19 protein-coding genes, 1 tRNA gene and 1 riboswitch are annotated in these 19,060 nt (G+C 41.5%); of the genes, 10 read left to right on the plus strand and 10 right to left on the minus strand.

The features are described from left to right. The 7 genes from KF820_04535 to KF820_04565 form a co-directional block, all read right to left on the minus strand. Positions 1-594, minus strand: a complete 594-nt coding sequence (locus KF820_04535; protein MBX3457607.1) for an outer membrane lipoprotein carrier protein LolA — start codon at positions 592-594, stop codon at positions 1-3. A gap of 14 nt (positions 595-608) precedes the next feature. Beyond that, on the minus strand, positions 609-2,990 hold the full coding sequence (locus KF820_04540) for a DNA translocase FtsK 4TM domain-containing protein (protein ID MBX3457608.1): 2,382 nt from the start codon (positions 2,988-2,990) through the stop codon (positions 609-611). A 129-nt stretch (positions 2,991-3,119) separates the two neighbouring features. Next, entirely contained in the window at positions 3,120-3,788 is a 669-nt protein-coding gene (locus KF820_04545; protein ID MBX3457609.1) for a hypothetical protein, read from the minus strand. Positions 3,789-3,801: 13 nt separating this feature from the next. After that, on the minus strand, positions 3,802-4,341 hold the full coding sequence (locus tag KF820_04550) for a hypothetical protein (GenBank protein ID MBX3457610.1): 540 nt from the start codon (positions 4,339-4,341) through the stop codon (positions 3,802-3,804). 234 nt (positions 4,342-4,575) lie between these two features. After that, a complete protein-coding gene (locus KF820_04555; GenBank protein ID MBX3457611.1) occupies positions 4,576-6,279 on the minus strand; it encodes a hypothetical protein in 1,704 nt (567 codons plus the stop codon). A 90-nt stretch (positions 6,280-6,369) separates the two neighbouring features. After that, positions 6,370-6,444: transfer RNA gene (locus KF820_04560), tRNA-Thr, on the minus strand. A gap of 81 nt (positions 6,445-6,525) precedes the next feature. Continuing rightward, the gene (locus tag KF820_04565; GenBank protein ID MBX3457612.1) at positions 6,526-7,179 is read right to left on the minus strand and encodes an alpha/beta hydrolase; all 654 of its coding nucleotides are present in this window, start codon (positions 7,177-7,179) and stop codon (positions 6,526-6,528) included. A gap of 181 nt (positions 7,180-7,360) precedes the next feature. Between KF820_04565 and KF820_04570 the strand changes: the two genes are divergently transcribed. The 9 genes from KF820_04570 to KF820_04610 all read left to right on the plus strand — a co-directional run bounded on the left by KF820_04570 (position 7,361) and on the right by KF820_04610 (position 14,521). Next, positions 7,361-7,807, plus strand: coding sequence for an Rrf2 family transcriptional regulator (locus KF820_04570; GenBank protein ID MBX3457613.1), 447 nt, complete (start codon positions 7,361-7,363; stop codon positions 7,805-7,807). Continuing rightward, positions 7,807-8,904, plus strand: coding sequence for a cysteine desulfurase (locus KF820_04575; protein ID MBX3457614.1), 1,098 nt, complete (start codon positions 7,807-7,809; stop codon positions 8,902-8,904). Before KF820_04570 ends, KF820_04575 begins: the two co-directional genes overlap by 1 nt. 38 nt (positions 8,905-8,942) lie before the next feature. Then, entirely contained in the window at positions 8,943-10,154 is a 1,212-nt protein-coding gene (locus KF820_04580) for an IscS subfamily cysteine desulfurase (GenBank protein MBX3457615.1), read from the plus strand. Positions 10,155-10,225: 71 nt separating this feature from the next. Further along, a complete protein-coding gene (gene iscU, locus KF820_04585; protein ID MBX3457616.1) occupies positions 10,226-10,624 on the plus strand; it encodes a Fe-S cluster assembly scaffold IscU in 399 nt (132 codons plus the stop codon). A 16-nt stretch (positions 10,625-10,640) separates the two neighbouring features. Next, complete coding sequence (locus KF820_04590; GenBank protein ID MBX3457617.1) at positions 10,641-10,976, plus strand: iron-sulfur cluster assembly accessory protein; 336 nt, start codon at positions 10,641-10,643, stop codon at positions 10,974-10,976. A 55-nt stretch (positions 10,977-11,031) separates the two neighbouring features. Then, positions 11,032-11,544 carry a Fe-S protein assembly co-chaperone HscB gene (gene hscB / locus KF820_04595; protein MBX3457618.1) on the plus strand — a complete coding sequence of 171 codons (513 nt, stop codon included), beginning with the start codon at positions 11,032-11,034 and terminating at the stop codon, positions 11,542-11,544. Continuing rightward, positions 11,519-13,204 carry a Fe-S protein assembly chaperone HscA gene (hscA, locus tag KF820_04600; GenBank protein ID MBX3457619.1) on the plus strand — a complete coding sequence of 562 codons (1,686 nt, stop codon included), beginning with the start codon at positions 11,519-11,521 and terminating at the stop codon, positions 13,202-13,204. Before hscB ends, hscA begins: the two co-directional genes overlap by 26 nt. An 11-nt stretch (positions 13,205-13,215) precedes the next feature. Next, positions 13,216-13,545 carry a ferredoxin family 2Fe-2S iron-sulfur cluster binding protein gene (locus KF820_04605; protein MBX3457620.1) on the plus strand — a complete coding sequence of 110 codons (330 nt, stop codon included), beginning with the start codon at positions 13,216-13,218 and terminating at the stop codon, positions 13,543-13,545. A gap of 43 nt (positions 13,546-13,588) precedes the next feature. Next, the gene (locus tag KF820_04610; protein MBX3457621.1) at positions 13,589-14,521 is read left to right on the plus strand and encodes a hypothetical protein; all 933 of its coding nucleotides are present in this window, start codon (positions 13,589-13,591) and stop codon (positions 14,519-14,521) included. A gap of 11 nt (positions 14,522-14,532) precedes the next feature. Here the strand turns inward: KF820_04610 and KF820_04615 are convergent, their stop codons facing one another. Further along, complete coding sequence (locus KF820_04615) at positions 14,533-15,717, minus strand: MFS transporter (GenBank protein ID MBX3457622.1); 1,185 nt, start codon at positions 15,715-15,717, stop codon at positions 14,533-14,535. Next, positions 15,708-15,813, minus strand: a riboswitch (TPP riboswitch). (Overlaps the previous gene by 10 nt.) A gap of 123 nt (positions 15,814-15,936) precedes the next feature. Between KF820_04615 and KF820_04620 the strand changes: the two genes are divergently transcribed. Further along, positions 15,937-17,157, plus strand: a complete 1,221-nt coding sequence (locus tag KF820_04620; GenBank protein MBX3457623.1) for a hypothetical protein — start codon at positions 15,937-15,939, stop codon at positions 17,155-17,157. Here the strand turns inward: KF820_04620 and dapE are convergent. Both dapE and dapD read right to left on the minus strand, forming a co-directional pair. Continuing rightward, on the minus strand, positions 17,149-18,255 hold the full coding sequence (dapE, locus tag KF820_04625; protein ID MBX3457624.1) for a succinyl-diaminopimelate desuccinylase: 1,107 nt from the start codon (positions 18,253-18,255) through the stop codon (positions 17,149-17,151). The genes KF820_04620 and dapE overlap by 9 nt on opposite strands. Next, a complete protein-coding gene (dapD, locus tag KF820_04630; protein MBX3457625.1) occupies positions 18,252-19,055 on the minus strand; it encodes a 2,3,4,5-tetrahydropyridine-2,6-dicarboxylate N-succinyltransferase in 804 nt (267 codons plus the stop codon). The genes dapE and dapD overlap by 4 nt, the downstream gene beginning before the upstream one ends. Between the last annotated feature and the right edge of the window lie 5 nt (positions 19,056-19,060).

The raw sequence follows: 19,060 nt of genomic DNA on the forward strand, positions 1-19,060 counted from the left end.
TTATTTGGGCTCTTTATATTTGAAGAGATTCGAATCTAAATCCATACCAATTCTAACATCACTTAGGTGCACCCGTGTCATGAGCCCTTGACCATCAATCACCGCCCAGCCATTGAGTTTGAATATGGGGTTTGTAGAAAATTTCAGGATTAACGCCGCGCCAGATTCATCGCCTGCTCGAATGATTTTCAAACCAAGTTCATTACCATCTTCGACTTTATCAACAATTTTGAGATCACCGTTTAAGTTAATCTTACGACGCAACAGAAATGCTGCAGGCGTTGAATCAACGTCATAGGAGTTGGTTTCTTTGGCTTGGCCGTCATAGAAATAAAAATCACGCCCATCGACAACCATTAAATCTTTGACAGGTTTATCGTATTCAATCCGCATTTTACCGAACGTTTTTTTACCATCTCGATGCATGTAAAAACGACCTTTTTGAACGGTGTTATTAGTATTTGTTTGATCGATCGTCGCCTGATAGGTTTTGAGTCCATTCAAATAGTCCTGAACTTTTTTGACCAATGCAGGGTCAACTTTAGCAAAGCTAAAAGAAACTAAAATAAAAGAAGTAAATATTAATTTCAACATTGATAGTATTCTCCCTACCCAATAACCTCTCGTTTGCCAACATGATTAGCTGAACTAATAATGCCTTCTTTTTCCATCTGATCAACAATGCGGGCAGCTCGGTTATAGCCAATCTGCAAATGCCGTTGCAGAAAGCTGGTTGAAGCCTTACCTTCACGGCGCACAACCTCAATCGCTTGCTGATACATAGCATCACCACCTTCACCGCCTTCGCTTGGTGCGGTAAAGTCTTCATCATCTTCGGTAACGCTGTCAATATAGGATGGTTCACCTTGTGCCTTAAGGAATTGAACAATCCGCTCCACTTCCGTGTCTTTGACAAAAGGGCCATGCACACGCAACAAACGACCACCACCAGCCATGTACAGCATATCACCTTGCCCCAACAATTGTTCAGCCCCCTGCTCGCCCAAAATTGTGCGGCTGTCAATTTTGCTGGTCACCATAAAGCTGATTCGCGTTGGAAAGTTTGCTTTGATCGTCCCTGTAATGACGTCCACTGACGGGCGTTGTGTTGCCATGATCAAGTGAATCCCCGCAGCACGCGCCATCTGAGCTAATCGCTGAACGGCAGCTTCGATTTCCTTACCGGCAACCAACATTAAGTCGGCCATTTCATCGACAACAACAACGATATAAGGGAGTGGATTAACGTCCAATGATTGATTTTCAAAAATTGGTTTCCCCGTATCAGGGTCAAATCCTGTCTGAACACGACGCATCAGAATTTCACCACTTTGACGGGCTTCTTTGATGCGAGCATTATACCCATCAATGTTTCTCACACCCAACTTAGACATAGCCCGATAACGGCTTTCCATTTCACGCACCGCCCATTTTAGGGCAACAACAGCTTTTTTAGGATCCGTCACGACAGGCGTCAATAAATGAGGAATCCCATCATAAATCGAAAATTCCAACATTTTCGGGTCAATCATAATAAACTTACATTGCTCTGGCGTTAAACGATAAAGCAGAGACAGAATCATCGTATTGACCGATACAGACTTACCCGACCCCGTTGTCCCGGCGACAAGTAAATGGGGCATCCGCGCCAAATCCGCAATAATTGGGTTACCCCCAATATCTTTACCTAGAATCATAGCTAAACTGGCCGAGTGTTTTTGATAATCGTCAGCCAACAAAAGATCACGCATATAAACGGTTTCACGTACAGGATTTGGCATTTCAATACCAATAACGTTTCGACCAGGAATAACAGCAATACGGGCAGAGTGAGCACTCATCGAACGTGCAATGTCATCAGCTAAGCTAATAACACGCGATGTCTTAATTCCTGCAGCCGGTTTAAGTTCGTACAATGTCACCACGGGGCCCGGACATACACCAACGATTTCACCTTTGACCCCGAATTCAGCTAAGACCTGTTCCAACTGAGCTGCATAGGCTTGTAACTGATCATCAGATATGGTTTTTCCGGATTTCTTAACTTGAACGTCCAGCAAATCAATCGTTGGAAGTTGATAGTCATCCAAATGGGAAGATGGCATAATTGGCTTGGCTTTCGGTTTGAGAACCGGTTTTTCCTGAACCAACGATTCTTCATAGGTCTCGATGGCTTCATCCGAATAATCAGTCTCATTATAGATTGATGTTTTGATTGGGATTGTTGCCGTTGAATCTGCCGACGTTTGAACTCTATCATCAATATTAGCCCGCAAAACAGGATGCTCTAAAGCTGGTTCCTCAGGGGCAACATCATCTTTAGATGATCTTGAGAAAAACCGGTGAACCATACCTGCTAAACCTACCCTTGAAACATGATGAACACCAGCTCCCTTTTGACGAACATAACCGACAATAATACTCCATTGATATAAACTCAATCCCAAAGCAGCAGCATAAAAAACCCCACAAAGAGCGGCACTCATAATTTGAATGATGCTAATACTTTTTGTCGTCATCAATTTTGTGATCAAGTTGATGGCAAAAACACCTAAAACACCACCCAAATGAGGTAAATCAAAAAACCACGTAACTTTTGGTGCCGCAGTTAAAGCCGTGGAACATAAAACCATTGAAATCATCAACAACAATAACTTTAAATAAGGGCGACGAAGTTCACCTTCAGCGATAATGATTCCACCCCAGACAATAAACGCAAGGACAAACAGAAAACTCCCCAGACCAAAACTTTGCAATAATAAATCAGAAATGATAGCACCAAAAGGTCCCGCCATATTATGAAGGACATTATTTGATGCAGCCGTATTCCAAGAAGCATCAAGAGCATAATACGTTAAGATACTCACAAACACACTGAAACCAAACGCAATAATTAAAATACCTGCAAATTGGATCAGTCGATGCTTAAGCATCTGAGCAATTTCAGGAGGAAGGATTCGAGTAGGTCTGGATGAAGGTCGACGCGCCATTAGATCTTTATTTGTTTTAAGGTATCTGTACCCTGATTATCCCAGATATTGATCCAAGACTCAAGGATTGGAGTGTAAATGTAAAAAACCCCGCCGAAGCGGGGAAGAAATGTTAAGTTTCTGAGAATTTTATTTTTTTGTTGATAAAATTGCTTGTGGGTTGTTTGACCAACAGATATTCTTAAATTCTTTAACTAATGGGATTGCATCTTTAGGTATTTCCCCCATCAGAGGTTTTCCTTCTGTTTGTACCAAAACCTTAACACCTTCTGAAGTCATAATCTTGTTGAGATCTTCCTCAGATATTGCGAACGAAACTGCTTTAAGTCCGCCAATATAAAGGAAAGAGGCTTCATGCTTAAGTGCAGGCCAAATATCTTCTGTCGGAAATGGTGGATTGTAATTATTTGTAAAATCAACTTTTGAGTCCTTCTTGTGGATTTTAAAGAAGGCAATCAATGCGGAATGATCAAATGTTTTTGTAAACGTTAATTCGCCCTGTTCCATATTATTCTTAAATAACTTAAATATAACTTGCGGATTTACTTTTATATATTTTTTAACCCGCTCTTTTTCAAAAAACCGTATCCACATCCAAATAGTGCCATTGTTATATTTCATAATCCCAATGCTATTGTGGCTATGTAAATTCTCAACACCTTCCATTGGAATATGATTTATTCGACACAAGTTTTGATTAAGTCGATCACTATGCTCGTACTCAATATTTTTTATTTCCGTACATGCAGGAAGCAACAAAGCTAGAGATAGCATACCAGAAATCAATCTTAAATTCATTTTTTCACCCTATTTAGTAACATTTTTCTAGAAAAGTTTTTAGTGCTCGTTTGTCTTTATCATCAAAATTTATATTGAGAGGACTATCATCGATTTTAACATTCAATTCAGTTTGTTTTGATGAACTAATTTTACCTAAGTGATTCTTTTTTATTTTGAACCTAAAAGACGATACCCAATGGCTGCTTGCTCCCAGATTTTTATAATGCTTTTCAGTTTCAAACCCCTCTGTCTTCAAAGATTCTAATTTACCTTCATAATCCAATATCATGAGATTAATTTCTGGATTTTCCGGATAAAATGGGTAGCGCGGATGGATTATACTTGATATTTTTGCCAGCACCCAATCATTGTCAACTTTTACTAAGTCCAAAAATGTTGTTCTAAATTTTGTAATATTAGCTTCGTGCTGTATTTTATATAAATCGAGTTGACACACGTCTTTTTTAGTAAATTCATCGTAATATTTGACAACTTCTATTGTAGAACATCCTGCTAAAAATGACCCTACGCAAAAAATAGGTAACAGTTTAATGTTTTTTATGGAATTCATAACTATCTTTCATGCACATTCTTTTAGATTCATGTAATGTTTGTTTGAGTGGTTGTATACACCAATTACGATATCAAAAACTTAGGGTTTAGACTAGAATGAACTAATATCCAGTTCAAATTTTCAAGACAATCAACGCTTATCCCTTCAAAGCAAAACCAGATCAAAACACAACAGATCGTTGTAAGAACTTAGGAACAATAAGTAAAAACCCCGCCGAAGCGGGGAGAAATTTTAGTTTATTTTCGAGACATCGTCTGCGAGTTTCTTCTCAAGTTTCTTAGATTTATCCCAAAATGTTTGCCATAAGGATTTTGTTTTTCCAAGAGGAGTATACATCAAAAGATCTGATGCACTTTCCTTAAAGAATGAACGGCAGATATTCATTCCATCAGAAACTTTTTGCAAATAAGCAAGAGCAGCATCGCGCCCATTTTCTGCAGACAATGTTTCTTCAGTTGGCGGAGTGATTTTAATACCAGCAATATTTAGCAAAGCAACATCATCCAAAGCATCTGCAAGTTCATACTTTAAAGTCTCGATCTGCCAAGTATATTCTACTCCACCAGCAACTTTAACCTTTACAGTTGTCATCATTGGACTTTCAGTAATATCAATGCGATAAGTTTTTCCAGTTAAATCAGCTCTTTTAAAGCGAAGTTCAGGGGTATAATAATATCTTTGTTCTTTTGCAGGTAAGCCAGCTGCTAAGATTGCATCCAAAACTTGTTCCGCAGATAAAGACGTTTTTCCGGTAATTGGATCAGTCTTTAATATATCATTTTGCTCATTGACAGCCTCACCTAAAATGAGTTTTAAAATATCATCAAAATTGGCCAGATCAAAGATCTGAGGAGAGATATTAAGGTCTTCGTGCATTGTCACAAAGAAACCAACCATAGCCTTTTTAAGGTGTGCCATAGTATAGGTTGGTAAATATGCTGTAAAATACAGATCAACGAGTTGCGACAGGCTATCCTCAATTAAATTTGACTTTGCTGTCATATAAGTAACAACAGGTAAAACCAAGTCATCGACATCAATTTTACCGTCGGCTAGTTTTTCTAATCGAGTATAAGCTGCTGAATCAAAAGCCGCATCTTTGCTAGCCTGATCACCATAAGCATGAAGGTAATCATGTAAACCAAACAAAAATGGCGTCATTCCAATCCCATGCGCTGTTAAATTCTTGCTTGTCACCGGCATTGGATAGACACGATTGATAAAGGCTTCGATCAACGTCACAAGGCCCATCTTCCCACGCCCAAAAACAGGATAAGATGGTACAGAAACCCTTCCGACTTTAGCTGTTGTGTCATCAACTAAGTTTCTTAATCTTTGTGATAGATTTGTTGGGACTGAGACGCTTGCTAACTCATCTTGTTCAGTAATGGCCAAAAGAGAAAAAGGAGATTGCCAATTTGTACGCGCGTTACGATCAATCTCATCGCCACCAAAGCTTGAAAAAACAGCAAGTGCATCCTGCGTTGGTTCACCGGAAATTGCAGCTAATACTCTAAAACCGTATGTATAAAGTGTCACCACATCAAAACGACCGGATTTTATGTTATCAGCAAGCTCTGCTACAAGGTATTGAAGCTGTGGAAATTCAGGCGCCATGGTTTGGATTTGTCGTTGCATCCAGCTAAAAAGCGGAGCAGCATCCGGTTGGATAATACAAACGGGGTCAGAGGTCTGAACTTTCGAGAAAGTTCTCATCAGTGCGAGCGGCATCACGGCACTATCTCTATAACCGCCAAGCAAGCTTGGAAAACGTGATTCTATTGCAAATTTCAAGTCTGATGGAGGAATAGCTAAACTAAGCTCATATTGCCCCGGATAACCTGTAATATTTTTTTCATCATCAGCAGCTTTAATAAAACTAATACTCGCCAATGTTGAGAAAAGGATTTTTTTCAGTAATGATTTACGTTTCATTTTGATTCCTTGTCCTGTAAATAATCAATTATTGTGCTATCCTAATATAAGAACTGATTTATAATTTGCCAATAACTATTACTTAAGGAATGGTGCCGCTGGAGAGAATCGAACTCTCGACCCCACCCTTACCAAGGGTGTGCTCTACCTCTGAGCCACAGCGGCATACTAAGATGACAACAGAATGTCATAAGACATGGCCTTGACGCAAGTTTTTTATTGAGCAATACCAACCATAGATTGGTATTACGCAACGGATCGTACAGCCAACCTTTGTTTGACATATCCTTCAACAGATCGACAAAGTTCCGGTAATTTGCCCGTGAAAAAATGATCAGCATCAGAGATTTGCGTATAATCGATGCGAATACCGCGTTGCTGTTGTAACTTATCCGCCATTTTAGCCACATACCCAAAAGGAACGATATCGTCTTTAGCTCCCTGAAGGATAAGTCCTGGTACAGGGCACGGAGCCAAAAAGCTAAAGTCATAACGATCAGCAGGCGGAGCCACAGAAATAAATCCATCCAATTCTGGGCGACGCATCAGCAATTGCATAGCAATCCATGCACCAAAAGAAAAGCCTCCGATAAAACACTTGGAGGCTGTTGGATTAATGGTTTGCAACCAATCAAGAGCAGTTGCCGCATCATTCAATTCACCTTCACCACTATCAAAAGAACCTTCAGATCGGCCAACGCCACGGAAGTTCATGCGTAATGTGGAAAAACCCAGATCAACAAAAGTACGATAAAGCGCATAAACAACTTTATTGTTCATGGTGCCGCCGAATTGTGGATTAGGATGAAGAATCAAAGCAATAGGAGCATCCTCGCGGGTGCTTTGATGATAGCGGCCTTCTAGGCGGCCGGCTGGGCCATTAAAAATGACTTCTGCCATGGGTTTCCCCTTTCAATTAAGAAAATAGGCTCAAAAAAACAAAATCTATACTTGACCATTTTAGTCAGAATAGTTATTTCTATCCATATAAACCTTAGTTTTTTCAAGCAGAAACACTCTGTCTGTGATTAAGTGTAGCATGGCTTTTTTAGAAGAGCTATGAAGATTTTGGAGAATTTGTGTGAAATTAAGCTCAAAAGCAAGATATGCAGTGATGGCCATGGTCGATATCGCACATTACGGTGAGGCAGAACCCGTGTCTTTGAGCGCTATTTCCGTGCGTCAGGACTTGCCTTTGGCCTATTTGGAACAACTTTTCAACAAACTCAAAAAAGCAGGCCTTGTCATAAGTTGTCGCGGAGCAACGGGTGGGTACAAACTCAGTCAACCTCGAGCCGATATCCATATTTATAATATAATTGCAGCAGTTGACACCCCATTAAAAGCCACTCGATGCAGTAGCGACCATAGTGGCTGTCAGGTTTCTGGCACAAAGTGTATGACTCATGATTTGTGGGGAGAATTGACCACTGTTGTCGCCGAATTTCTGAAAAAAATAACGCTGGATGATATTTGTGCGCGGCGCGTCAAAGGATTAACATCCCAATTATTTGAGAGGGCTGCCTAATGACACGTATCTATTTAGACCACAATGCAACAACCCCCCTAATCACCAAAGCGAAAACCGCTGTCATTGATGTTATGGGTGTTTTGGGCAATGCCTCGTCCATTCATGCCCACGGCAGGACCGTTCGTACCTATATAGAAAAGGCACGGCAATCTCTTGCAGATTTCTTTGGCACCAAAGCGTCTCAGGTTGTCTTCACGAGTGGTGCAACAGAATCGAACAACATGGTCTTGAAAGGCTTTCAAGGTGCAATCATTACAAGTGCTATTGAACATGATTCAGTCCTTGAAGCCAATAAATCCGCTTTAATCTGTTCAGTTGATGATCAAGGGACTATTAATCTAAACCATTTAGAGAATCTATTACAACAAGTAACAGCACCTGTTTTAGTTAGCATTATGGCCGCCAATAATGAAACGGGAGTCATTCAACCTTTAGATCAAATCGTGAAACTATGCCGTCAGTATGGCGCAAAGATCCACACGGATGCGGTTCAGGGTGTCGGCAAACTAAATTTAACTTGGTCAGATTTTGATTTTATTTCTCTGTCTGCTCATAAAATTGGCGGGCTACAGGGTGCCGGGGCCTTGATTATCAATGAAAAAATTTCATTATTCCCACTGATCCGGGGCGGGGGACAGGAACGTTACTTTAGGTCAGGTACAGAAAACATTACCGGGATTGTCAGTTTAGGAACAGCAATTGCTGATTGTCCGAATCGAGATTGGCAGGCTATTGAGGCATTGCGCGACTCTCTTCAAGATCAATTAACCGCAGCTTGCCCGAATTTAACCGTTTTCTCAAAGGATGCGCCTCGTCTAGCTAACACTCTGTGCTTTGCAACGCCTGACCTGACCAGTAATACGCAGGTTATGCACTTTGATTTATCAGGTATCAGCGTTTCTGCCGGATCAGCCTGCTCATCGGGCAAGGTTAAAACGTCTCATGTATTACAAGCCATGGGGATGACATCCCCCTGTTTAGATCAATCTCTTCGTGTTAGTTTAGGTCTAACAACAACTAAGGCTGATATCGACGCATTCATTGCCGCTTGGCAAATTTTATATTCTCGCACTAAAGAAAGGATCGCTTCATGACAACTTCATGTAATCCAACTGCTCAACAATCACCGTCATTGGAAGGTCAAATCTATCTTGATTATCAAGCAACTACACCGTGTGATCCTCGTGTTTTTGAAAAGATGATCCCCTATTTTTGTGAGGTCTTTGGCAATCCTCATTCTCGGAGTCATCCACATGGTTGGTTAGCCGAAGCTGCTGTTGAAAAGGCACGCGCTCAAGTGGCCTCTATTATTAAAGCCGATCCACGCGAAATCGTCTTTACGAGTGGGGCAACCGAATCTAATAACTTGGCTCTAAAGGGAACAGCTCAGTTCCACAAGGATAAGAAAAACCATATTATTACTGTGGTCACAGAACATAAATGTGTTTTGGACACCTGTCGTCACTTAGAACAAGATGGTTTTGAGATAACATACTTACCTGTTGGGACAGATGGTCTCATTAATTTGGATGACCTGAAGTCAGCGATTAAAGATACAACGTTAATCGTCTCGGTTATGGCTGTTAACAATGAAATTGGTGTCATTCAACCGATAGCTGAGATTGGTAAGATTTGCCGTGAAAAAGGTGTATTATTCCATACCGACGCAGCACAAGCCATTGGAAAAATTAATATTGATGTTGAAGCTATGAACATTGACCTCTTAAGCATTTCAGGTCACAAGATTTATGGTCCTAAGGGCATTGGGGCATTGTATGTTCGTCGTCGTCCTCGGGTTCGACTCCAAGCGTTGATTAATGGTGGCGGGCAAGAACGAGGTATGCGGTCAGGGACATTATCCCCTGCATTATGTGTTGGGTTAGGTGAAGCGTGCGCCATTGCAGAAGCAGAAATGACACAAGAACACGATCGTATTAAAAAGTTAGCTGACAAATTTTATTCAACATTGACGGCACGCTTACCTGAAGTCTTTTTAAATGGTCATAAAGACAAACGAGTTCCCGGTAATTTGAATTTAAGCTTTGCCCACGTTGAAGGCGAAAGTATGATTATGGGGATTAAAAAACTATCCGTATCATCAGGATCTGCCTGTACCTCGGCATCCCTTGAACCATCTTATGTCTTGCGTTCAATTGGTGTCGGAGAAGAACTCGCCCATACGTCCATTCGTTTTGGCATTGGACGGTTTACAACAGAACAAGAAATTGACCTCGCTCTCGAGGCGATTATTACATCCGTTGAAAAACTTCGTGCCATGAGCCCTCTATGGGAAATGGCACAAGAAGGGATTGATATTACGAAGATTCAATGGGCAGCCCATTGATGATCAGTATGGCAGAAGATGCTTGGACAATACTAAAATCGTACTAATATAATTAAAGTAAGGAGGCCAAAATGGCATACACAAAAGAAGTTCTCGATCATTATGAAAACCCACGCAACGTTGGATCGATGGACAAAGATGACCAATCTGTTGGAACAGGTCTTGTTGGTGCACCGGCATGTGGCGACGTTATGAAACTACAGATTAAAGTATCTGCCGAAGGTATTATTGAAGATGCAAAATTCAAGACTTTTGGCTGTGGGTCAGCAATTGCTTCATCCTCTCTGATCACAGAATGGGTTAAAGGAAAATCCATTGAGGATGCTCAAGCCATTAAGAATACAGAAATCGCTAAACATTTGGCATTGCCTCCTGTTAAAATTCATTGCTCAATTTTGGCGGAAGATGCCATCAAAGCAGCTGTTGCTGATTATAAAAGTAAAAATTCAACCACTGTTGATGCAGCTTAATTAGAGGATTGAACCGATGCGCCCAACACCATTGACCATGACAGAATCAGCCAAGCAGCGTGTTCGCGATTTGATGAGTCAGCGTGAAACACCTGCTGTTGGGATTCGCATTGGAATCAAAACTAAAGGATGTTCGGGCATGTCCTATACCATGGAATTTGCTGATCAAGCCTCTCCTTTTGATGAAGTTGTGACCATTGATGACATTACCTTGATGATTGATCCCAAAGCTATTATGTTCATCCTGGGTACAGAAATGGATTACATCGAAGAAACTTTGCATTCTGGATTTGTCTTTAACAACCCGAATGAAAAAGGCCGTTGTGGCTGTGGAAAGTCTTTTCATGTCTAGCAAAAAAACGCCTCTCCTTCAAAGGGAGGGGTGAGTTCTAATAAGGAAACTTTCTATGTCTAATTCTTTTGATATTTTTGATCTCGAAGCAATGTTCAATATCGATCTTATCATCTTAGATCAAAAGTATCGAGCGATCCAAGCTTTGGTTCATCCAGATCGTTTTATTGGTAAAACAGATGCTGAACGACGCGCTGCCGCTGATCACGCTATCAAGGTAAACGAAGCTTATCAACGCCTAAAGAATCCGCTTCACCGCGCAGAAGAGCTGCTCAAAGCAAAAGGAATAGATATCCCGGGACAAGGCGGACAAACAATTCAACACTCAACGTTACTCATGCAAGTTATGGCGTGGCGTGAAGAGTTAGATGATGTTCAAAAAATTGAAGATTTAGATTTATTAGAACAAGCATTACAAAAGAGGCTAGTGTTTGTTCATCAATCCATGGACACATCAGATTCTTTGGTTTATCTTTATCTCGAACTTGTCTATTTGACCAAAATATTAGAAGAAATATCTTATCATCCGCTAAGGAAAACTCATGTTCGTTCAACTCCTAGACCCTAAAAAATCACAAGAACCTCAACAATCCCAAAAAACTGCTATTGGAATTGATTTAGGGACAACTCATTCTGTTATCGCTTTGGCTGATGATGAAGGCGTACGTGTTTTAACTCCATCAAAACAAAACCGTCTGATTCCGTCTGTTGTCAGTTACAATCAAGGAATTCCTCAAGTAGGAAAAGCAGCATTATCTGACCCTAAGGCAATTCATTCTATCAAACGATTTATAGGAACAGCTAATCGCCCCGAAAGTGGTCATTCCCCTATTCAGGTTTCATCTCATATCTTAGCCTATTTAAAAGCGCAGGCAGAAGAAACCTTGGGAACATCTGTTAATGACGCTGTGATTACAGTACCCGCCTATTTTGATGAAGCAGCACGCCAAGAGACCATTGAAGCAGCAAAAATTGCTGGACTCAAAGTTTTACGGTTAATTAATGAACCAACAGCAGCTGCTCTTGCGTATGGTCTCGATCAAAATATTGAAGGAATTTACGCTGTTTATGATTTAGGTGGTGGAACCTTTGATTTGTCCATTATCCGTTTCAGCAAAGGTGTTTTTCAGGTCATAGCCACGGCTGGTGACACACTATTGGGTGGTGATGATGTGGATCAATTGATTGCAACAGAACTTAATGTATCCGTACAAGACGCGCGTGTGATCAAAGAATATTTATCGGATCATCCTATTCATCCGAGTGGACTGACACAACAAGATTTAGCTGCTTTGTGTGCCCCACTCCTTGATCGGACGCTTATGATTTGTCGTCAAGCCCTAGAAGATGCCAAACTTGCGACTACAGATCTATCTGGGATTGTTCTTGTGGGTGGCTCAACACGGATGCCGGCTGTTCGACAAGCTGTTGGCCAGTTTTTTGATCAAGCCCCCCTCGTCAATTTAAATCCGGATGAAGTGGTTGCTTTAGGGGCAGCACTCCAAGCTAAGGCGTTAACCCATGGCTCTGACACTGTACTATTGGATGTAACGCCGCTATCTCTTGGTATTGAAACCATGGGGGGGTTAGTTGAAAAAATTATCCATCGCAACTCCCCAATTCCAGCTGCTATCGCCCAAGAATTTACTACCTATGAGGATGGTCAAGACGGCATGGTTGTCCATGTTATGCAAGGAGAGCGTGAGTTTGTCAAAGACTGCCGGTCCCTTGCAACATTTACGTTAACAGGGATTCCGCCCATGAGTGCAGGGATTGCTCGGGTTCGTATTACCTTTATGTTAGATGTTGACGGTCTATTGACCGTCAGTGCAAAAGAAATGACAACGGGCGTGTCACAGCGTATTGATATTCGTCCGTCCTATGGTTTAAATGAAGATGATTTATTCTCTATTCTAAAGGATAATTTTGATCATGGTGCCAATGATATTGAACAGCGATTACTGATCGAAACACGGTTAGAAGCCGAGCAAACCATGAGCCTTGTTACATCAGCTTTGGCTCAAGATGGGGATTTACTGACAAATGACGAGCGACAGGTCATGGATACACGGATGAATGATTTACAGAAGTCTTTGAATTGTGATGATAAAAATGTTATAAAAACTCAACTACAAGCCCTTGAAGCAGCGACTCAAGATTTTGCCGATCGTCGGGTTAACCGAAATATTAAACGTGCATTATCCGGGAGTCATGTGGACAAAATTTAAGAGAGAAAAAAATGCCAAAAGTTACGTTTATTGACCAAGCCGGAAATAAAAAAGAAGTTGATGCACCTGTTGGTCTATCTATTTTAGAGATTGCTCATCGCAATGATATTGACCTAGAAGGTGCGTGTGAAGGATCTTTGGCTTGCTCAACCTGTCACGTCATTGTTGACCCAGAGTGGTTTGATGTCTTGTCCGAAGCCACCGAAGATGAAGAAGATATGTTGGATCTTGCTTTTGGTCTAACCCACACATCCCGTCTGGGATGCCAAATCATCATGAGTGATGAATTGGATGGTTTAGTTCTACGTCTACCGGCTGGTACCCGCAATATGTCGGTTTAACCAATTTAGGCACCTTCTCTATAAAAATGAAGGTGTCTTTTGCATGACAATAGGAATGCATTCGTTGACATCTCGAAAAATCCAGTCAAAAGCCTATGATAACCTCAGCCATCGGTATCGTCATACCCTTGATAAAAAGGGGTTGCGATCAGAAGATGAAGCACAAGCATATGTCACGGCTCGTATGCCTGCAACACAGGCAACAATTAAAAGGTGCTTGAGTGAACTCCCATTAGACTATACGCCAAAAACAAGCTTAGATGTGGGCGCGGGTCCCGGAACAGCAAGCCTTGCCCTGTTAGAAAGATTTCCGGATATTCAAACCACCTTGATAGAAGATGATCCTTATATGTGGAAAATTGGTCAAGACTTTGTTCCCCATGGACAATGGATTCGCCAAAAATTGAATTCATCATCAGTACTTCCATCTGCTGATCTTGTCATCCTATCCTATGTTCTAAATGAGCTTCCTCAAAATGAGATGACCTCTATCCTTGATAGTCTGTGGAAAGCAACAAAGGATTATTTGCTGATTATTACCCCGGGAACCCCTGATGCTTTTTCACAGATCAGAATAGCTCGTCATTATCTAATTACCCAAGGCGCCCGGCTTCTTGCTCCGTGCCCCCATAGCTTTGATTGTCCTATTCAAGGCAATGATTGGTGCCATTTCACAGTACGTCTTAATCGTTCGGCCGAACATCGCCGAATTAAGGGTGCTGAGTTGGGATATGAAGACGAAAAATTCAGCTATCTTATCCTAAGCCGACATCCTGAATTGCAACAAGAAAGTCGAGTCACGAAACCGCCACAGCATCGTTCAGGTCATGGGAGTTTTGAAGTTTGTACGCCGCAAGGACAGCTTAAGACAATCCCCTACAGTAAAGCCAAATCCCAGAATTACAAAATATTAAAAGACTTAAACTGGGGCGATACAGTTAGTGCAAGTAGAATGTGTCCTAAAGATACAAAATAGAAAAATTGCCTCTACCCTTCTTCCTCAAACGGTTTGATCAAACCAAGCCCTATCAACCCCATTCCGAGCAAGACGACAAGATGATACTTGATTAAGTTTGGCTCATGCCATTTTTGCCACAAATAAGATGCAACAAGCGGTGCCGAACCTGAAAATAGTAAAGACCCCACTGAATGGCCGAAACTAATGTGACGGTAACGTGATGATGAAGGGAATTGCCTCATCAACAAAACAAAACCGGGGCTATGTATTGCAGCTAAAGCAATGCTACAGAAAATAAGGATTGGAAGAGAAGCAGTGACAAATGGAACCACACACAATGCACTAAGAATACCCGCTAAAATAACACGCTTTCCACCATATTTTTCTGCAAGCAACGCACTAAGAAAAAGGCTTGGAATATAGACTAATAACGATGTACTAATCAACCCTTGCGCTGCTGCCGGTGATACAATGCCTAATATTTTAGACCAATAGGTTGATTGATAAACAAAGAAAAGGTGATAAGTTCCACCAACAGATCCGCATAGCAAAATTGTTGCTAATAAGCCTTGGAAGTTTGGCTTACCGATTAACTGCTTGGGGCGTAAGAATTGGGGCGATTCCATAAGGCTCCTGCGTGCTAAGAACAACAACAAACCAGCAGAACCACCCAAAATAAATGGGATTCGCCAAAGATCTGGCATGATCTCTGCAAAATGAGCGGCATGAGATGCTAAATATATCCCGATATAGCAAGCAATCCCCGCAGCAGCATTCAAGACATAAGCTGAGCCACTCGATTCAAAAAGCCGAACACGAACACCATCACTCTCACCCGCAATAAAGATTCCTTGTGCCATACGCGATAGTAACACAATAACCATAGCAATTTGTGGAGAAAGCCCTTCTGGCATAAAAGCAATCGTAAACGTTGGGATAATTATCCCCAACATACTCCACCGCAAGGCTGGACGACGCCCCTTGATATCTCCGATCCAACCAAAAATCAAAGCCCCCAATGGTTTAGCCAAAGAGCCCGAACAAAATAACAGGTACGTTTGACATAATGCCCACTCCGAGTCAATATTTGGGAAAAACTTATCTGCCATAAACCCGGCACAAAAGCCATACAGGGCATAGTCATAATATTCTAAGATCGTGCCAAATAAGGATAAACGATGGGTGCGTGATGTCGCCACAGATGCAAGTGCCATTTTTTCCTCTTCCTACGGTAGTCCTAACTACATCAGGTTCAAAGGGTTGATCGCAAAGCAATCTCTCAGCCCAAGTGGGCACCCCCGGTTTTTTCTAAGTCATATCTTATTTTTTTAGAACTTACAATTGTTATCTACAAATGTGTGGTAAAAGTTTTATATTTGCAATTTTGGATTTAATCTCTATTTAAACAATAGATAAATACGGAGTTTTTGACCATGAACATCAATAAATTATATTCAGTTTTATTTTTATTATCGACGACTCAAGCACAAGATGTCCCTGTTTCCGCACCTAATCAAGGTTTAGTTGTTGAGCAAAATCAAGCGCTGCAACAGGATCAAGTCCCGTTGAGACTGACACTATCGATTTTGAAGGGAGTAAAATTACAAAGCCTTGTAAAAAAATACCCCCAATTTACACAAGAAGACTTGCATCAAATTATACGAAATAAGAAGAAAGCTGGGGATATAACCAAAGCTGAATATGATTACATCATCCGCCCCAGAAAATATGCCCGTGTTTTGCCTGGAATTTATAAATCTCGTAAATATACTCATAAGCAGCTTAGGGCGATTGGTCGACTCTCAAGAGAGAAACAAGAGACGCTATTGTATATTCTGAATAAAATGTCTTATGACCAAATGCAAGCTACCAACCCAACTAAAACACGCCAATCTTTTGCATCAACTGTATCTTTCTTAAAAAAGTCAGCTTTTGTTAAAGCCCAAGATACTCGCTATTTATCACCAAAACGCATCGCAAGTGAAGATGTACAATCTGCTGATTTTATCAATTCAGCTATTGATACGATCCTTGAAGAAGAGAGTGAACCAACATTCAACATGTTAGTAGAAGCAACAGGATACACCTCTGGCTCCCTGCGTGTTATGGTATCAAAATACTGCCAATCTGGTCTATTGGACCATGATAAGATTGCGGAATTTGATAAAAGAACCCGTCTTTCCCGTGATTTTCAAAACCGTGTGAATACATTAATTGATTTGGTCAGAAATAAGGCCCCTCTCGAACAACTCCTGTCGACTATGGGGACTGAAACAAAACTAAAACTCAACCGTCAATTTCAACGACTTTATGAAGAACAACGATTAACACCAGAAGATACAGCCTATATTAAAGAAGTTGGGTCTGTTGTCCAACGTCGCGGACAAACGAAACAACAAATCCTAAGTTTTGTAACACAATGTTATCAAGCTAACCGCTATTTTGGGATGCTCTCGAGTGTATGGGATGCTTTTAACGATGAAGGCAATAACGGAGCGAGAGCGATTAAAGTCGGAACCATTGGAACACATTACCGAGAATTAGTCAAACTTGGACGAGTCTCAGCCCAAATACAAACTTATATGGACACCATTAAAGAACGTGGTGAAGCCATATGGAAATCAAACATGGGAAATTCATCGAACTTACATTAGGATTTTTTCATATATCCTTTGAAGAATTTCTAAATCACCTAAGCTCACCAATTCATTATCCTTATGAGCCAAAACATTACATAGCCCTAGTTCAACAACTGGGGCTATGTCTTTTATAAACCGAGCATCGGACGTGCCGCCACTCGTAGATAAGATTGGTCGTGATCCTGTGACACTTTCGACAGCTGTTGCAACTTGCTCGGCCCAAGGGTGCCCCACATTGTGAAAAGCTTCGCCGCTTACTCGAATATCCAAAGATAGGCGATCGGATATTTGGGCGGCTGTATCCCTTAAGTAAACAGCCAACTGATCCCCTGTATGGCAATCATTAAAACGGATATTAAAACGAGCATGAGCCATTCCGGGAATGACATTACTCGTTGGGTTTCCTGCATCAATAGTGGTGAACTCCAGATTAGACGGTTGAAAAGCCTCATTCCCCTGATCAAGAGGCGATGATTTCAATTTATTATAAAATTGGACAATAAGGTCGAGAGGATTGAGGCACTGATCCGGATAGGCCACGTGCCCAGCAATACCTGTCGCTGTGACCATAGCATTTAAGCTGCCACGACGCCCCACCTTAATCATATCGCCAATACGAGATACACTGGTGGGTTCTCCCACAAGACAACAGGTAATTTCTTCCCCAATTTCTTGCAGCCAATCAACCATTTTTCTGGTACCGTGTTCGGCGGGCCCCTCTTCATCTGCGGTCAACAAAAGGCTAATTGACCCCTTAAGAGGTGTTTGGAGTCGTTTTTTAACCGCGATCATAAAGGCAGCAATAGCGCCTTTCATATCGACAGCACCACGACCATAAACAGTATTCCCAATAGTCATCTTAGAAAAAGGGTCATGATCCCAAGTCTCAGGATGCAAAACCGGAACGACGTCTACATGCCCGGCAAAACATAGATTCGGCGTGGCTGTTCCAATGCGAGCATACAGATTGTCGACATCGGCAAACTTTTTACGGGTGCACTCAAAGCCCAAATTCTTCAGATAATCCTGAATAAAATCCAAACATCCTGTTTGATCAGGCGTGACCCCGGGAAAAGAAATTAACTGCTGGGCTAAGGTTGCAAATTCTGTCATGCACGTAATAACTCGTTAATACCAACTTTTGATCGGGTTTTTGCATCTACCTGTTTGACAATAACCGCGCAGGCTAATTGAGGCGCATCGGGTGTCGCCCCCGGAAGCGTCCCCGGAACAACAACAGAATAAGCAGGAACACGCCCATAGGTAATCTCACCCGTTTGACGGTTGACAATTTTTGTTGATGCCCCTAAGAATACACCCATGGATAGGACAACACCTTCTTCGATAATAACGCCTTCGGCGACTTCACTACGAGCTCCGATAAAGCAATTGTCCTCAATAATGACAGGATTAGCTTGAAGCGGTTCTAGAACCCCGCCAATGCCTACACCACCTGAGATGTGGCAGTTTGCACCAATCTGGGCACAAGATCCGATCGTTACCCACGTATCAACCATAGTCCCCTTCCCGACACGTGCGCCAACATTAATAAAGCTTGGCATGAGGACCACATCCTTTTCAATAAAGGCTGAGTGACGGATGATTGATCCGGGAACAGCACGGAATCCAGCTGTTTGGTAATCAACTTCTGTCCAATCAGATGTTTTAAGAGGAACTTTGTCAAAAGCGTATTCTCCCATCATGACATTGCCTTTTAAGCGAAAGGATAGCAGTATTGCCTTTTTTACCCATTGATTCACATGCCAGTCGCCATCAATTTTTTTGGCAACTCGTAAAGATCCTGCATCTAGTTGATCAAGGACACCTTGGACTAAAGTTAATGTATCTGTGTTCGCAGGGGATAAATCCTGACGATTTTCCCACGCTGTATTTATTTGTTGTTCTAGGGTCATTTTCT

The organism is Candidatus Paracaedibacteraceae bacterium (assembly GCA_019636055.1).
Lineage (GTDB): Bacteria > Pseudomonadota > Alphaproteobacteria > Paracaedibacterales > Paracaedibacteraceae > Paracaedibacter.

Coding starts and splice junctions, on each gene's coding strand:
- hscB (MBX3457618.1), top strand. CDS start 11,032: ATGTCTAATTCTTTTGATATTTTTGATCTCGAAGCAATGTTCAATATC.
- KF820_04545 (MBX3457609.1), bottom strand. CDS start 3,788: ATGAATTTAAGATTGATTTCTGGTATGCTATCTCTAGCTTTGTTGCTT.
- dapD (MBX3457625.1), bottom strand. CDS start 19,055: ATGACCCTAGAACAACAAATAAATACAGCGTGGGAAAATCGTCAGGAT.
- KF820_04610 (MBX3457621.1), top strand. CDS start 13,589: ATGACAATAGGAATGCATTCGTTGACATCTCGAAAAATCCAGTCAAAA.
- KF820_04605 (MBX3457620.1), top strand. CDS start 13,216: ATGCCAAAAGTTACGTTTATTGACCAAGCCGGAAATAAAAAAGAAGTT.
- dapE (MBX3457624.1), bottom strand. CDS start 18,255: ATGACAGAATTTGCAACCTTAGCCCAGCAGTTAATTTCTTTTCCCGGG.
- KF820_04620 (MBX3457623.1), top strand. CDS start 15,937: ATGAACATCAATAAATTATATTCAGTTTTATTTTTATTATCGACGACT.
- KF820_04590 (MBX3457617.1), top strand. CDS start 10,641: ATGCGCCCAACACCATTGACCATGACAGAATCAGCCAAGCAGCGTGTT.
- iscU (MBX3457616.1), top strand. CDS start 10,226: ATGGCATACACAAAAGAAGTTCTCGATCATTATGAAAACCCACGCAAC.
- KF820_04535 (MBX3457607.1), bottom strand. CDS start 594: ATGTTGAAATTAATATTTACTTCTTTTATTTTAGTTTCTTTTAGCTTT.
- KF820_04615 (MBX3457622.1), bottom strand. CDS start 15,717: ATGGCACTTGCATCTGTGGCGACATCACGCACCCATCGTTTATCCTTA.
- KF820_04575 (MBX3457614.1), top strand. CDS start 7,807: ATGACACGTATCTATTTAGACCACAATGCAACAACCCCCCTAATCACC.
- KF820_04550 (MBX3457610.1), bottom strand. CDS start 4,341: ATGAATTCCATAAAAAACATTAAACTGTTACCTATTTTTTGCGTAGGG.
- KF820_04540 (MBX3457608.1), bottom strand. CDS start 2,990: ATGGCGCGTCGACCTTCATCCAGACCTACTCGAATCCTTCCTCCTGAA.
- KF820_04565 (MBX3457612.1), bottom strand. CDS start 7,179: ATGGCAGAAGTCATTTTTAATGGCCCAGCCGGCCGCCTAGAAGGCCGC.
- KF820_04555 (MBX3457611.1), bottom strand. CDS start 6,279: ATGAAACGTAAATCATTACTGAAAAAAATCCTTTTCTCAACATTGGCG.
- hscA (MBX3457619.1), top strand. CDS start 11,519: ATGTTCGTTCAACTCCTAGACCCTAAAAAATCACAAGAACCTCAACAA.